This window comes from Prevotella lacticifex (assembly GCF_019973375.1).
Classification (GTDB): Bacteria; Bacteroidota; Bacteroidia; order Bacteroidales; family Bacteroidaceae; genus Prevotella; species Prevotella lacticifex.
The window spans coordinates 804,019-818,759 of record NZ_BPTV01000002.1; the positions used below are offsets into that span (position 1 = coordinate 804,019).

At 45.6% G+C, this 14,741-nt stretch carries 8 protein-coding genes, 2 tRNA genes and 2 pseudogenes; 9 read left to right on the forward strand and 3 right to left on the reverse strand.

Annotation, left to right across the window (positions count from 1 at the left end; translation table 11 throughout):
* Nucleotides 1-239 precede the first annotated feature (239 nt).
* From LDN30_RS13560 to LDN30_RS13570, 3 genes are all read left to right on the forward strand, one after another.
* Nucleotides 240-331: transfer RNA gene (locus LDN30_RS13560), tRNA-Ser, on the forward strand.
* A gap of 20 nt (nucleotides 332-351) precedes the next feature.
* Nucleotides 352-426: transfer RNA gene (locus tag LDN30_RS13565), tRNA-Glu, on the forward strand.
* 70 nt (nucleotides 427-496) lie between these two features.
* The gene (locus LDN30_RS13570) at nucleotides 497-1,390 is read left to right on the forward strand and encodes a DMT family transporter (protein WP_223927284.1); all 894 of its coding nucleotides are present in this window, start codon (nucleotides 497-499) and stop codon (nucleotides 1,388-1,390) included.
* A gap of 196 nt (nucleotides 1,391-1,586) precedes the next feature.
* On the opposite strand, the gene LDN30_RS13575 is transcribed toward LDN30_RS13570, so the two are convergent.
* The 3 genes from LDN30_RS13575 to LDN30_RS16425 form a co-directional block, all read right to left on the reverse strand.
* Nucleotides 1,587-1,976 (reverse strand): hypothetical protein, encoded by a 390-nt coding sequence (locus LDN30_RS13575; RefSeq protein ID WP_223929838.1) that lies wholly within the window; start codon nucleotides 1,974-1,976, stop codon nucleotides 1,587-1,589.
* A gap of 874 nt (nucleotides 1,977-2,850) precedes the next feature.
* The gene (locus tag LDN30_RS13580; protein WP_223929840.1) at nucleotides 2,851-3,105 is read right to left on the reverse strand and encodes a hypothetical protein; all 255 of its coding nucleotides are present in this window, start codon (nucleotides 3,103-3,105) and stop codon (nucleotides 2,851-2,853) included.
* Between the two features lie 1,017 nt (nucleotides 3,106-4,122).
* Nucleotides 4,123-4,257, reverse strand: a complete 135-nt coding sequence (locus LDN30_RS16425; RefSeq protein ID WP_262901945.1) for a hypothetical protein — start codon at nucleotides 4,255-4,257, stop codon at nucleotides 4,123-4,125.
* Nucleotides 4,258-5,523: 1,266 nt separating this feature from the next.
* Between LDN30_RS16425 and LDN30_RS13585 the strand changes: the two are divergent.
* The 6 genes and pseudogenes from LDN30_RS13585 to LDN30_RS13610 all read left to right on the forward strand — a co-directional run.
* A pseudogene (locus tag LDN30_RS13585) lies at nucleotides 5,524-6,558 on the forward strand (IS1634 family transposase); the annotation flags it as partial.
* 219 nt (nucleotides 6,559-6,777) lie between these two features.
* Nucleotides 6,778-8,196, forward strand: a complete 1,419-nt coding sequence (locus tag LDN30_RS13590; protein WP_223929844.1) for a transposase — start codon at nucleotides 6,778-6,780, stop codon at nucleotides 8,194-8,196.
* Nucleotides 8,197-8,219: 23 nt separating this feature from the next.
* Nucleotides 8,220-8,714: pseudogene (locus LDN30_RS13595) on the forward strand (IS1634 family transposase); the annotation flags it as partial.
* A gap of 1,438 nt (nucleotides 8,715-10,152) precedes the next feature.
* Entirely contained in the window at nucleotides 10,153-10,863 is a 711-nt protein-coding gene (locus tag LDN30_RS13600) for a hypothetical protein (RefSeq protein WP_223927288.1), read from the forward strand.
* A gap of 403 nt (nucleotides 10,864-11,266) precedes the next feature.
* Nucleotides 11,267-11,926, forward strand: a complete 660-nt coding sequence (locus tag LDN30_RS13605; protein WP_223927289.1) for a ParA family protein — start codon at nucleotides 11,267-11,269, stop codon at nucleotides 11,924-11,926.
* A gap of 84 nt (nucleotides 11,927-12,010) precedes the next feature.
* Nucleotides 12,011-12,583 carry a hypothetical protein gene (locus tag LDN30_RS13610; protein ID WP_223929848.1) on the forward strand — a complete coding sequence of 191 codons (573 nt, stop codon included), beginning with the start codon at nucleotides 12,011-12,013 and terminating at the stop codon, nucleotides 12,581-12,583.
* Nucleotides 12,584-14,741: the final 2,158 nt, after the last annotated feature.

Genomic DNA, 14,741 nt, shown 5'->3' on the forward strand with positions numbered 1-14,741 from the left:
AGTAGCCTCTCCGATTCCTTTACATTTCCCCTCCCTATCCCCCTGCTCGCTCCATCTGCCCCTATCTGCCTCCCTCCGCCCTCTCATTCACCCCATCCTCCGCCCTCCCCCCCCTTAAACTCCCCCCTCAAAAAAAATCTCAAAAAAAATCCCAAAAAATTTGCAGGAACAAAAAAAACCTCGTACCTTTGCACCGCGTTTGACGAAAACGTCTGGTCAGGAAGGCCGCAAGGTCCCAAGGAAGGATGGGTGAGTGGCTGAAACCAGCAGTTTGCTAAACTGCCGTGCGCATTTACGCGTACCGGGGGTTCGAATCCCCCTCCTTCCGCCAGGGATTCGCAAACAACTAACGGTCGGTTCATCTAACGGTTAGGATACAAGATTCTCAATCTTGGCATAAGAGTTCGATTCTCTTACCGACTACCAAAAGCGTCACAGACATCTGTCAGTGGCGCTTTTTTTATTGCCCACCAACGACAACAACACTAAAATAACAATGACGACAAACAACAGCAACTCATTGAAAATCAAAGGTTTCGCGGCAGGTATCCTCGCCGCAATGTTCTATGGCACCAACCCCCTCGGATCTCTGCCTCTCTACGCCGACGGATTCAACTCGGCATCAGTGCTCTTCTACCGATACGCACTCGCAGTGGCCATGTTCGCCATCTTCATGGTCGTCAAAAAGGTACCCTTCACCGTAAAACGCGGACACCTCATCCGACTGGCATGCCTCGGAACAATATTCGCCATGTCGTCGACTGCACTCTACGTCGCCTTCCTGTTCATGGACGCCGGAATAGCTTCCACAATACTCTTCTCCTATCCTATCATGGTCGCCGTACTCATGGTCGTATTCTTCCACGAACGGGCATCATGGCTCACTGCCCTGTCCATAGCCCTCGCCACAACAGGCATCGCCCTACTCTACCGAGGCGACGGAACAGCCAAACTGTCGGCCGCCGGACTCACCCTCGTCATCGTCTCATCACTCCTCTACGCCATATACATCATCGCCGTACAGCGCTGGCACCATCCCTACTCATCCGTAACCTTCACCTTCTGGATAGTCCTCTTCGGACTCGCCGCCATCATCATCTTCTCTCTCCTCGCCGGCCAGAGCATCCAACTCCTCCATACCCCACGACAGTGGACATGCGCCATCCAACTCGCCCTACTGCCCACCGTCCTATCCCTCTTCCTCATGAATATCGCCATCAAGAATATCGGATCCACACCATCAGCAATCCTCGGCGCCCTCGAACCCGTCACCGCCGTCGTCATCGGCGTCACCGTCTTCGACGAAGCCTTCTCCCTACGCCTCGCCATCGGCATAGCACTCATCCTCTCCGCCGTCATCATCATCGTCGCCAAAACAACCCACCACTAACCACAGCTCCCGCCATGCTCCATCTCCCCGCCCTATGTCCTCCTTTCCCCTCCCTCTCGCCCCGCCTCTTGCCTATCCTCGTCTCCTGCTTCGCTCGTCCCTCCTTTCCCCTCTCTCTCGTCTGTGCTGTCGTGTTCGGCGGGTTACAACCCGCCGCTCCCCTCTCTCTGCCCTCCCGCTCGCCTCTCTCTGCCCTCTATTTCCCTCTCCCCCTGCCCTCCTTTCCCCTCTCTCTCGTCTCTGCTGTCGTGTTCGGCGGGTTACAACCCGCCGCCCGCCTCTCGCTGCCCTCCCGCTCGCCTCTCTCTGCCCTCTCTTTCCCTCTCCCCCTGCCCTCCTTTCCCCTCTCTCTCGTCTCTGCTGTCGTGTTCGGCGGGTTACAACCCGCCGCCCGCCTCTCGCTGCCCTCCCGCTCGCCTCTCTCTGCCCTCTTTTTCCCTCTCCCCCTGCCCTCCTTTCCCCTCTCTCTCGTCTGTGCTGTCGTGTTCGGCGGGTTACAACCCGCCGCTCCCCTCTCTCTGCCCTCCTCTCCGGAGCGTTTTGTCCTCTTTCCGGAGCAATTTCCTTTTTTGTCGTTCTTCCTCATTTTCCCCTGCGACAACTTCCATCCCTATTTGTCGCCCTTTTTCTAATCCACTCATCCTCAGCTCTTTATCCGCCGACACATAGGGAGCATCCTTTCTTTTTCCTCCTCCTCATCATCCACCCCATTAACCCCATCCACCCCATTAACCTCATCTTTTGTAAACATCTTTCCCTCAAAACCCCTCCTTCTTCCCCATCCGTCGCTCCAAAACTACCAATTTGTCGCACATCCCCTCTTTTTCCTTACCAATCTGTCGCCTCTACCCTACCAATCTGTCGCACCGTTTTACTAATCTGTCGCCGCTACCTTACTAATCTGTCGCCCGTCAACCTCCTATCACACTCTCCCTCAACCACTTACAGCCCCCTAAATAAATTCTAACTAATGACTCTTTTAAAGATATTCTAACTCTCTGAAGGTTTTTGTTTTTATTTTTTTTATTTTCTTGATTTTGATTTCTCACCGTTTTATCGCCCCCTCGCACTGCTGACCACCGCGCCTTTGTTTTCTACAGCAAACTTGCCCTCCCTGTGCTCTTTCCCCTCGTTCTGGTGCCCCCCTCCATCGCTTTTCTTTTGCCTTGCTGCCCTTAGTCCCTTTTCTCTTTCTTTAGCCGCCGTGTGAGCACCTATGCTTGCCTATGCCCCCTATGTTTGCCTATCCCTCCCCATGAGCCTCTATCCCTCCCTATGAGCCTAAGCTCCCTATGGCTCCCTCTACCCTCTCTGCTTCCTTCCCTCCCCCACCTTTGTCCTCTTTTTTCTTCTTTTCCTTCTTTCCTCCTATCTCCTTGATATTCAGCCACTTCCCATCTCACCCGTTTTGCCATCCCATTCGGTTCATTTCATCGCCCAAAACCTACCTTTTTGTCGCCTCAAACGGCCCGTTTCGCAACTCCATCTCTATTACTCCCCCTTTTATTCCCTATTATGTAAATATCTTTCATAATCGATAAAAACCTCCCTATCTGTCTCACTATCTCAAAACTCCACCTTCCCTTTCTGTCGCTACCCACAAATTCTCCATCCTCCCTTTCTGTCGTCACCCCTTCAAAAACTACCCTCCCTTTTTGTCGCACCCCACTGATAATCCACCCTCCCAATATGTCGCCACCATTCAGAAAATCCACCCTCCCTTTTTGTCGCATCTCCTTGAAAATCCACCTTCCCTTTTTGTCGCCATCTGCCTTTTCTATCTTCTTCCCTATTTGTCGCCAACAGCTTTTTCCTTATATTCCCAATCTGTCGCTACCTGATTCTTCCCTATTTTCCTACTTTATAGTATCTTTTCGTCAGAAAAATGCTCCTTTTTTGTCGCAACGAACCTCCCAATCTGTCGCAACCAATTTTATCAGCTCTTTTCGTCTATCTTCCTTTTTTGTCGCACAGACCTTCCCTATCTGTCGCTTTAACCCCACCAAAACATGTTCCTTTTTTGTCGCCAAACGGATTTCTCCCTCTCTTTCCTGCCCCAATCCTCTTCACATCCTACCGCGACGTATTGGGAGCTTTCTCCCTTCACATCACTTTTACTTTTTCTGCATCTTTCTGTCTATCAGCCATTTAATACCTTTATTTTCTACCAATTCTTCATTTTAACCCTATTTTTCACTTTTTTGTCGCCGAACTACTTTAATTTAGGCCTTAACTACCCAATCAATCAGCCACTTACAGACCATTCTACAACCTCCACTCCCCTACCCTACTCTCTCGTTTTCTCCTAAACAACTTCCTTTTTTGTCGCACCACCGTTTTTCTTCCCTTCTCCCTATCCGCCCACCCTTTTCTTATCTTTCCCCTTTACGATTCTTTGCACCATGAGTGATATTATTTTCTCTTCTTTGTAACCTCTTCCTCCATTTCATCATCTACACTTTTTCTACGTTCAGTTCCGTTTTTCCATTTTCTCCGATTTTCACCCCCTTATTTTTTCTCGTCTATTTTTCCGACTTTTTTAATCTATTTTTAATTTCACCCGTTTTTTCGCCTTTTCTCAATTTTGACCTTTTTCTCTCCATTTTTTTGTCTTTTTTTCACCCTTTTTCTACATGTCTATTCTCCGTTTTCTTTACTTTTTTCTTCCTCCTTTTTTCCTTTTTCTGTCTCTGTTTATCCATCGCTCCCCTCCTTACTCCATCGGCGACAAATCAATGAATTGTTTCTTCCTGATACCTATTACTACTTCCTTTCACTCGTTCCCTGTTCCCCCTTTTCCAGTCCCTCTTCTCCTTACGTAATTCGTCTCGTTTTGTCTCTTTTTCTTTCCCTCTTCTCTTCTCCATTCTTATTTCTTTTGTTTTATGTAAATATATTTCATAATCTCTACCTTATTCCTTTCAGTTTCTAACTTTATGTTATTTCCATTCCTTACCTTTTATTTCTTACTTATCACTTTTATTAAAACTTAGATCTCTATTTTGATTTTCAGCTCATTATGGTTTATCTATCATGTTTTTTGTTTCCCCATTTTCAGTTTAACCACCCTTTAACAAAGAACGGTTCCTTCATTAAGACCAAAACCAACAAAACCCTTTGTTTCAGCGCCAAAGGCTTTCGCCCTTTGCCATTTTGGCTTTGAGTCCTTTGAGAGGCTGGCCTCTCACCGCCCTCAAATCCCAAATGGCAAATCCGCCTCTGTCGGATCTTGGTGCTGACATAAAGCAAAACCTTCAACACAGCCTAACGACAGTCATCCGGTTTTTCGACCTACCGGACGGCTTCTAACCCTGCCTACCCGCCCCTGCAAAGGAATCATTAACGCCCAAGGGATAATATTAACATCATATTGATAATCAATGTGTTGCATTCATCCACCGTAGGGGCTGGGTTTATCCCAGCCCTACCAACTTCGGCCGAGAATTTAGGTAGCAACCACGCAGCTGCGAGGATGGGGATAAACCCCACCCCTGCTGCGGCAGAGTGCTGCAAACTTTCATTATTTATGTCCTATTGATTTTTCGTTCTTCCTGCCTCTTTCTACACCGTCTTATTTGGATTTTCAATGCATTTATTACTTTATTACTGTGTTCCTTATTGATTTATGATTTACTCTCTGCGGCGTCAGCTGTTTTCTTGGTTTTCTTGAAGTGATTCAAGCCTGAGGAACGAAGGCTGTTTCTTTCTGGTGCCGGTTTGCCGAAGCTTGCTTCGTAGCAAACTGGCACCAGAAAGAAACATAGGGTACGCCCTTGAATCACGCAATGGTTTTTCCTGGTTTTTGTTAGAATTGGTAATTCCGTTCTCATTTGTGGCAGACCAAGATCTTTTTCGTTCTTCTTAGCTTTATAAATCCGTGTAATCTGTGAAATCCGCGTGAATAAAATCTCCCTGCGAATAATTCTCACAGATTTCCCTGATTGCCCAGATTAATGTTGCTCATTAAATCCGTGTAATCTGTGAAATCCGTGTGAATAAAATCTCCCTGCGTATAATTCTCCTGACTTTAGCGCAAAAAATATTTACATTTTTAACTACTTGATAATGAAGTAGTTATAAAATTACCCTTGAATTTAGGGTGACGCAAACTCGATTTTGATTACCTTTGCGTCATGTTTATACGCAAAAAGAAGAATAGGTCAGGCACCATTAGTGTGATTGTAGTGGACAAGAGCCGCGGCAAGTTCCGTGAAGTAAAGAAGTTTGGTGTGGCATCTACTGATGAGGAAGCTGATGCGCTGGTTAAGGACGCACAGTTGTGGCTCCGCCGTTATGGAGGTATGCAGTACTTGGACTTTGACGGGACGGACAAGACAGAGGCCGATATTGACTATGCCTTGTCGCACATAAGCAAATTCCTATTGAACGCTCCTCAAACTATACTTGGACGTGTCTATGACAGCATAGGCTTTGACAAGGTGGGAGATGACATTCTCAGGCATCTTGTTATAGCCAGATGTTGCGAGCCGCAAAGCAAGCTTGCTACTTCTGCCTACCTGAAGTCTTACTTCGACGAAGACATAAGCCATTTCCAAATATACAGGTATATGGACAAGCTCTACAACACCCGACAGGAACTTGTACAACAGATAAGCGTCGAACATACGAAGAAGATTCTCGGTGGAAAGATAGAGATAATGTTCTACGACGTAACCACCCTTTACTTCGAGGCATCGCCAGGCCCAGAGGCAGACATGCGGCAGGCAGGATTCTCCAAGGACGGTAAGAGTAAGGAGGCACAAATTGTACTGGGTCTGCTTGTTAGTGAAGATGGCTACCCCTTGTCATATTCCATATTCAACGGAAGCCAGTATGAAGGATTCACCATGATACCTGTAATAGACGATTTTGTCAGGAAGTTCTCCCTGAAGGATTTTGTTGTCGTTGCAGACGCTGGTCTGATGAGCTCAAAAAACATTGAACTGCTTAAATCAGCCCAATACAAATATGTCATCGGTGCGAGAATAAAGAATGAGAATGTGAAAATACGCGATTGGGTTTTGGCCTTGGAAAAGGAGGACAAGAAGGTATACGAGACATCTCACGGCGATGGCGAGAGACTGGTTGTCAGTTATTCCGAAAAGCGCGCCAAGAAAGATGCTTACAACCGCAACAAAGGAGTTGAAAGACTGCGCAAGTCATTCAAATAAAGAAACCTCCATTTGAGACACTATACAATTTGGCCCTTGCTTTGCCGTTTCTGGCTTAGCAAGGGCTTTCTTTCGTAGAAAGCCCGTTTAAACTTCCCCTTGTTTTAGTCTCTGCATAATTATTTTTGCCAATATTATTGGTAATTTCTTGCAGATATGGCCATTTATTTGTACCTTTGTATAGTTCTTTTAATTATATAGATACTATACATATTTATGGCTATTCCAGAAGAGATAAAGTCAGTCGCCCGCCCCAAAAGTACGATAGTCCGACAGAGAGGCAGTCGTTTTGTCGTCATAAAAAGGACGAGCAAAAGAATTAACGGGAAGCCTGTCCCCGTAGACAAAGGAACGGTAGGAGAAATTGTAAACGGAAAGTTTGTCGAGGGCTCGTATATGCGCAAGAAAAATCGAGTGGATATAAAAGATTATGGAGAGGTGGCTCTCTGTGACAAGTACGGCAGTGGACTTCTTCAAGAACTCGCCAAGGTTTGGAATCTCGACGATGCGAAGCGCCTCTATATCATAGCCTTGCTCCGTGCTTCATATGGAGACATCATGAACCGTGACTTGCAGGTACAGTATCTTTGCTCATTTGCATCAGAGATGTATCCGGGAGTGCATTTGTCTGAGACGGCAGTGTCCGGGTTTCTTGTGAAGATAGGCAAGGCGTACTCCCTTATCTGTGAGTTCATGCGCAATAGAGTGAATACATTTACCGGCGGTAACATGGTCATTGACGGCATGCTCAAGGACTACAATGCCAAGACGGGGAACCTCTCGGAGTTCTCGCGCAAGGGGGCTAAGAAGGGCTCCAAGGACATCAGCCTGCTGTATGCCTTCAACCCATTGACGCGTGAGCCCATCGCGGCAAAACCTTACGCAGGCAACATGCTGGATCAGACGGCGATAGACGACTTTGTAGCGGAGTATGAGATTAAGAACGGTCTGATGGTCTTCGACAAGGGCTTCTACAACGACAAGTTGTTTGAGAAAGTCGATAAGATGGAAGGACTGGCATACCTGATACCGTTGAAGCAGAACTCGGCGTTCATAAAGAATTACAAGATGGATGAGCCGACAATGCCATTGAAAGACTATAAGGACGGCACGATTCTCTACAAGAAGCAAAAAATGTCAAATGGCAAGTACCTCTACTCTTTCCGCGACCCGAAAGCTGCTTCCGAACAGGAGATCGGATATGTGCAGAATGCCAACAAGAAAGATAATTTCAAGGCAGAAAGCTATGCCGAGAAGAAAGGCCTTTTCGGCCTGATTGTCTTCAAGTCAAAAGCTGACCTTGACCCATTGACCGTCTATTTAGCCTATTCCCAGCGATGGTCTGTGGAGACTCTGTTCTGGCTATACAAGAATATCGTTGACCGTGACACGGTAAACGTGCATTCCGACTACAGCGTATATGCCACTGAACTTATAAATTTCCTTTCCGTCGTCATAACGACAAGGGTTAAGAATGAGTTTGTCAAGCTGGGACCAAACAAGAAATATTCTTACAAGGCTATATTCAGATACCTTTCAAAATACAAGAAGGTGAGAACCAAAGATGGTGGAAAATGGGGTACGGCAACCATGCTTAAATATATAGAAGAGCTAGTTGCTATGCTTGGTGTATAGTGTCTCAAATGGAGGTTTCTTTATTCAAAAGTGGAAAAATCACAAAAGACAAGATTAACAAGCGTGGCTACAATAAATTCCTTGAAATAAGCAAGGGCGTGGAAGTCACTATTAATCAAGAGAAAATTGACGAGGATGCAAAGTGGGATGGCCTGAAAGGCTACATAACCAACACAGACTTAAGCGGTGAGGATGTCATAAAACAGTATACCGGGTTGTGGGTGGTTGAACGTGCCTTTAGAATCAGCAAGGGCAATTTGGAGATGAGACCTATGTTCCATTTTACCGAAAGACGTATCGAAGCGCATGTCTGCATTTGCTTCATTGCTTACAAAGTATATAAGGAATTACAGAGGCTGCTGCCATCATATGGCATACACATGAGTGTAGACAAGGTTCTAAAGATTGCCAAGACGATTCCAACTGTATATGTAAAGCTGCCCAATGGTAAAATCATCAATAAAACCTTATTTCTGACCGACGAGCAGGGGCAGATCAAGCCTTTATTTGACATGTAGGAGATTTTGGGTGACGCAACGCTAAAGTCAGGCGTCAGCTGTTTTCTTGGTTTTCTTGAAGTGATTCAAGCCTGAGGAACGAAGGCTGTTTCTTTCTGGTGCCGGTTTGCCGAAGCTCGCTTCGTAGCAAACTGGCACCAGAAAGAAACATAGGGTACGCCCTTGAATCACGCAATGGTTTTTCCTGGTTTTTGTTAGAATTGGTAATTCCGTTCTCATTTGTGGCAGACCAAGATCTTTTTCGTTCTTCTTAGCTTTATAAATCCGTGTAATCTGTGAAATCCGCGTGAATAAAATCTCCCTGCGAATAATTCTCACAGATTTCCCTGATTGCCCAGATTAATGTTGCTCATTAAATCCGTGTAATCTGTGAAATCCGTGTGAATAAAATCTCCCTGCGTATAATTCTCACAGATTTCACAGATTCCCACAGATTTATCGAGTAGAAGAAATCCTTGCAGAAAAATCAGTGTAATCTGTGAATTCCGTGCGAATAAGAACTCCGTGTGAATTAATAGCCCCGATTCTACGGATTTTGATTTGGGGTGGGGTAGGGGAGAAGCTTCCTCAAATCTTTACCAACTCATTAATCCATTATGCAATATTGTCTCCTCATTCCTCTTGTCTATATTTATTTTTTCCTTTATATACATACCTACCTATAAAATTATTAAAATATCTATATACCCATATACATAAGTATCTTTATCTACCTTTATATTCATATACTTATATATAACTATTTTTTCTTTTACTTCTGCCGTCTTTCTTCTTCACTTATCTACTTATTACTCGTTCAGTTTCTTTGCCTCCGTATTGATTTGCACCTGCATATACTTGATTTTATATATCCATATATCCCTATATATAATAATATATTCCTTTCTATTTATCCATATCTATATATAAACATACTTATTTATCTAATATTTTTTTCTATATATAAATATATACCCACTTATTTCTATACACGTACCTATACCTTTATATTTATAAACATTTACACCCCTATATATTTTTGTCTATGTAATCAACTATATATTTATTGAAATCTATTTATCTGCACTGTCAACTTTTATATATTTCTTTATTTATTGAGTCTTGTCAGTATTTTTATCTTGATATATTTGAATATCTAAATATATAAACATCTTTTTATTTTATAATAGCTACATCTATACATTTATATGGTCTTATATTTATATCCTTATTTCTTCATTCTTCTATATAAATATATACTAAAATAAACCTTTATTTATTTACCGCCAATCTTATTTTTATATATATTAAAATAAAAGATTATTTGTTTGTTTCACTAATTATTTGTATATTTGCATCCGAAAAGGGTCCGATATAGGGACTAATAAATGAATATGTAGATAAAGATATTTATAATTAAATATATATCTAATTCAAATATACTGATACTCAATAAGTTATGGCAACAGATAAATATAGTCATTTCGAAATATCCAGGCAGTCGGGCCGGATAACGACGGGAGTCTTAGCTGCGTACCTGCTCTTGGAGCTCCTCGTGGAGGCCGGTGACTTCATAGGACTGGCGAGGGTTTCGCAGGGACCGCTCGTCTACGGCATCAGCCGAATAACCCAGACGGGAGTAGGGCACGTGTTCCTGACTCTCGCTACCACATGTACGCTGCTGTTCCTCTGGGACCGTCTGCGGAGGGCGCTGAAGGACGTAAAATCGGTGCTCTGGTACGTTGTTTTGGCACTGATGGCCCTGATGGTATGCGATATGCTGCTGATGCTTCCTCCTGAGACTTCCAGCCTCATGGACAGTATCCAGCATCCTACGCGTTTCACTACCTTCGCCAACCACTTCCGTAGTGTCAGTTCTGGTCTCCAGACTCTCCTTCGCCTCGGTCTAAGTATCTCATTGATAGTGAAATACCGCGGCAGAATTCTTGCTTACGGTTGTTCCGACATCGTCTGCACTGTTCTCTCGGCTGTCGGCATGGGAGCCTTCTATTCCTACCTCGTCATGAGCGGTGTGAGCTTCCTCTCCGGTGCCCTGTCGTTCGGAGTGGTACTCTTCCGTTATGCTCTCGGTGTTATCCCAATCATCTTCATGCGCCGTACGATGGTCTACACCCACGTCCGCAACGCTGATGCTGAAGGAGATATATAAATGAATATGTTTACCTATTAATATTTACAGGCTTATTTAATTATTCGTTTTATAATACCTATATTTAAATATATACTTAATTATAGATTTGTTTAATTATTTACTTGTTTGTTTTTAGGTATTCATACACTAATATATTAATTCATGTGCTGATAAGAATATATGTAGAAGTAATTAAATATATACGTAAATAAGAAAATATAGATATTTATCATTATGTGATTACATACGTTTAAAATTATATCATTAGATGAATATGTATCTTTTTCTTCATTTGTATTAATATTGATGGACTATTTGACATATATAAATAAAAGTACATTAGTGTAAATATATAGATGTTTAAAGGACTTTAGAATTATAAAAATATAGATTTAAATATATACGTAAATATATAGTTGTTATGAAGAACAGAATTATTGTTTTTGCCAATCAGAAGGGTGGAGTAGGGAAGTCGACACTCTGCATCCTCTTTGCCAACTACCTCGCTTACAAGCGCAAGCCTGTGTGCATCATCGATACCGACCTCCAGAAGACGATCATGATGCAGCGACGAAAAGATGAAAAAGTCTTCGAGGGTCAGGATGAGCCTTATTCTATTCAGGACTTCGACGTCAGCGACCCCGACACGATGCAGCAGCTCATGGACTCGGCACGGCAGGTGGAGGGTTATGTTCTTCTCGATTCGCCAGGTAATGTGTCGGAGGACGGACTCGTTCCGATGTTCACGAATGCTGATTTCATCGTCTGCCCGTATGAGTATGAGGACAAAACCCTCGATTCCACCGGCACCTTCGTCCAGGTTGTCAACGCCCTTCGTGAGGCCAACCCCGATATGAAGGCACAGCTCTTCTTCGTTCCGAACCGCATCGACGCACGTATCGGAACGAGTGAGGAGAATAAGATGTGGAAGCAGACTGACCTGATTTTCAAGAAGTTAGGCAATGTTACCCCACGTATCGCCAGTCGTGCCACGCTCAAGCGTATCAACACCTTCGAGCTCTACGCCACCCAGCGTGATGCCGTCAGCGACTGCTTTGATTATATGATTAAAAAGATGTAAACATAAAAGTATATTGATATAAATATATATAAGTTTACAGCATTAAAGATATACAACAACAAAAATATAAAAGATTAAATATATATGGCTAAGAAGACAAGTGTGGTGCTCCCCGGTGGTATTGCCGGTCTCGTGCACCAGGTTCAGAATGGTGGTGAGGAGCCAAAGAAGTCCTCAGAGGTATCACGTCAGCCCGAGGCAGCACCGGCCCCGGCGCGCCAGGAGGCGAGGGAGGAGCCACGTGCTCAGCAGCCGGCTCCCGCTCAGCCTGTCCGTACGGCACCTGCCGCAGCTACCGATAGGGTAGGGGAGGGCAGTGAGGTCGCAGAGCCCGCTCCCCGCCGCGGTCGTCCTGCCGCTCCCCGTGATGGTGTGTCGCCGACGGAGAAAGCCGAGCGCGAGTATCAGATTGTCAAGGATAGCGGTGCCGACAGCTGGGACCTCTTCCTCAGTCTCGGAAAAATCTATAAGACACGCGATGAGCGGTTGGCGACAATCTACATCGATCCCGATCTGAAGCGGATCCTCGACCGACTGAAGACGGCCAGCAGCGTGAAGTTGCCGACGGCAGCCATCCTCTCGAGTATCGTCGCCCGCTTCATCTTCGACCACGAGAAGGAAATCAACGACGTCATCTTCGGTGAGCGACTGATATAATCCTTTCGCCTACATTATAGTTCGCGTGGATTTTTGGTAGCTATCGTGCTGTCTCCCACCTTATTATATATAGGTCCATCGAGTCGCCAGCTTGCTGTAGCGGTTGCACCGGGCACCTTATTATATAGGTCCACCGAGTCGCCAGGCTACTGTAGCGGTTGCACCGTCTCCCACCTTATTATATATAGGTCCATCGAGTCGTCAGGTTGCTGTAGCGGTTGCACCGTCTCCCACCTTATATATGGGTCCACCGAGTCGCCATGCTGCTGTAGCGGTTGCACCTCCCACCTTATTAAATGTCTGTGTGCGAGAAATTTACCTTATTTTTCCTTCGCTGAAAATCGCGTATTTGCAATCAACTGACCAGTTGGTCGCAAATACGCGATTTTTCGCAATTTTGGTGGAGAAGGAGGAATGTGGCTCCTTGTAGATGCATGCATTTAATTGATTATCAGCGTGTTGCTGCATTCAGCCGGGGTGTGCTTATTCCCATCCTACTGCCATGTGGGTGATTCCCTCTCGCCAAACCGCAAAGAACGCTAAGGCTGTGCTCAGCAAATCACGGACAACGTGTATTCCTTTTTTGACAAAAACAAGAAAAGTCCTTGCAGTGATGATTTTTCTCTCGCCAAGCCGCAAAGGACGCAAAGGCTGTGCGCAGCAAATCACTGACAACGTGTATTCCTTTCCAACAAAAACAATAAAAACCCTTGCCGTGATGCAAGGGGTTCGCCCTCTGTTTCTTTCTGGTACCGTCGTGCTTCGAAGCAAGCTTCGGCAAGTCGGCACCGGGAAGAAACAGCCTTCGTTCCTCAGGCTTGCATCACGGCAAGGAAAACCAGAAAAACTGCTGATGCCACGGGACTGGTGCACCTGCATAGAATATACTTGCATTACACGGCCACCTCATGCTAAATAATCATGCAACACACTGATAATTAACATGTTGCTGCATTCATCCAGTAGGGGTGGCGTTTATCCCCATCCTACCAGCTACGGGGCAATTACCTTAATTCTCGTCCGCCTCAGCTAGGGTGGGGATAAACCCCACCCCTACTGGATGCATGCAACTCATTAGTTATCAGCGGATTGCCAGCGTGACCCATTGGCAGGGCGGATAGGCATAGTTAGGGGCCGTAGATGTCAAAGGGCAAGCTGCACAGGGCCGTTGCAGGGTGCTGCCCTCGTGGCCGTCAGGTCGTTCGTAAGACCGAATCTCAACATTTTTTGAACCTAACACTGTCTAAAACCTACGCAAACCGCTGATACTAAGATACTTGCAGCACTCTGCCGCCGTAGGGGTGGGGTTTATCCCCATCCTATTGCCACGTGAGTGATTCTCTCGCCAAGCCGCAAAGAGCGCAAAGGCTGCGCTCAGCAAATCACTGACAACGTGTATTCCTTTCTGACAAAAACAATAAAAACCCTTGCCGTGATGCAAGGGGTTCGCCCTCTGTTTCTTTCTGGTACCGTCGTGCTTCGAAGCAAGCTTCGGCCCGCCGGAACCAGAAAGAAACAGCCTTCGTTCCTCAGGCTTGCATCACGGCAAGGAAAACCAGAAAAACTGCTGATGCCACGATTTTTCCTCAACCAAGGCAAAGCCCCGACGGGGCTTAATTCTCATTAACCTCAGACTAAGGGAGCGCAGCGACCGCAGTCTGGGGTAGAAAGTGGTCGCGAGAAATCCACGACCAGCCTCGGAGAGGTTGAATAGCGGAACGCGCAGAAACGTGTGCGCACTGCGTGCTATTGTGCGTCTTCGAGGCACTGAATGTATTTCTCTCTCTGCATCTTTGATCCCCGGACTGCGCTCGCTATCGCTCGCTTAGTCCGGGGTTATTGACGATTCAGCCCCGTCGGGGCTGGTAATGGCAGAGGTATTTTTATCTCGCAAAGCCGCAAATAACGCTAAGCTTGTAAAGGGCATCTTGCTACGACAAAAACCGGTAAAAAAACCCTTGCCGTGATGCAAGGGCTGCACCCTCTGTTTCTTTCTGGTACCGTCGTGCTTCGAAGCAAGCTTCCGCAAGTCGGCACCGGGAAGAAACAGCCTTCGTTCCTCAGGCTTGCATCACGGCAAGGAAAACCAGGAAAACCGCTGATGCCGCGATTTTTCCTCAACCAACGCTAAGCCCCGACGGGGCTTAATCGTCAATAA

Bases quoted from the DNA above. Each gene is read 5' to 3' on its own strand.
- LDN30_RS16425 (WP_262901945.1), bottom strand. From the start codon at position 4,257: ATGGAGAAGAGAAGAGGGAAAGAAAAAGAGACAAAACGAGACGAATTA.
- LDN30_RS13575 (WP_223929838.1), bottom strand. From the start codon at position 1,976: ATGAGGAAGAACGACAAAAAAGGAAATTGCTCCGGAAAGAGGACAAAA.
- LDN30_RS13610 (WP_223929848.1), top strand. From the start codon at position 12,011: ATGGCTAAGAAGACAAGTGTGGTGCTCCCCGGTGGTATTGCCGGTCTC.
- LDN30_RS13600 (WP_223927288.1), top strand. From the start codon at position 10,153: ATGGCAACAGATAAATATAGTCATTTCGAAATATCCAGGCAGTCGGGC.
- LDN30_RS13605 (WP_223927289.1), top strand. From the start codon at position 11,267: ATGAAGAACAGAATTATTGTTTTTGCCAATCAGAAGGGTGGAGTAGGG.
- LDN30_RS13570 (WP_223927284.1), top strand. From the start codon at position 497: ATGACGACAAACAACAGCAACTCATTGAAAATCAAAGGTTTCGCGGCA.
- LDN30_RS13590 (WP_223929844.1), top strand. From the start codon at position 6,778: ATGGCTATTCCAGAAGAGATAAAGTCAGTCGCCCGCCCCAAAAGTACG.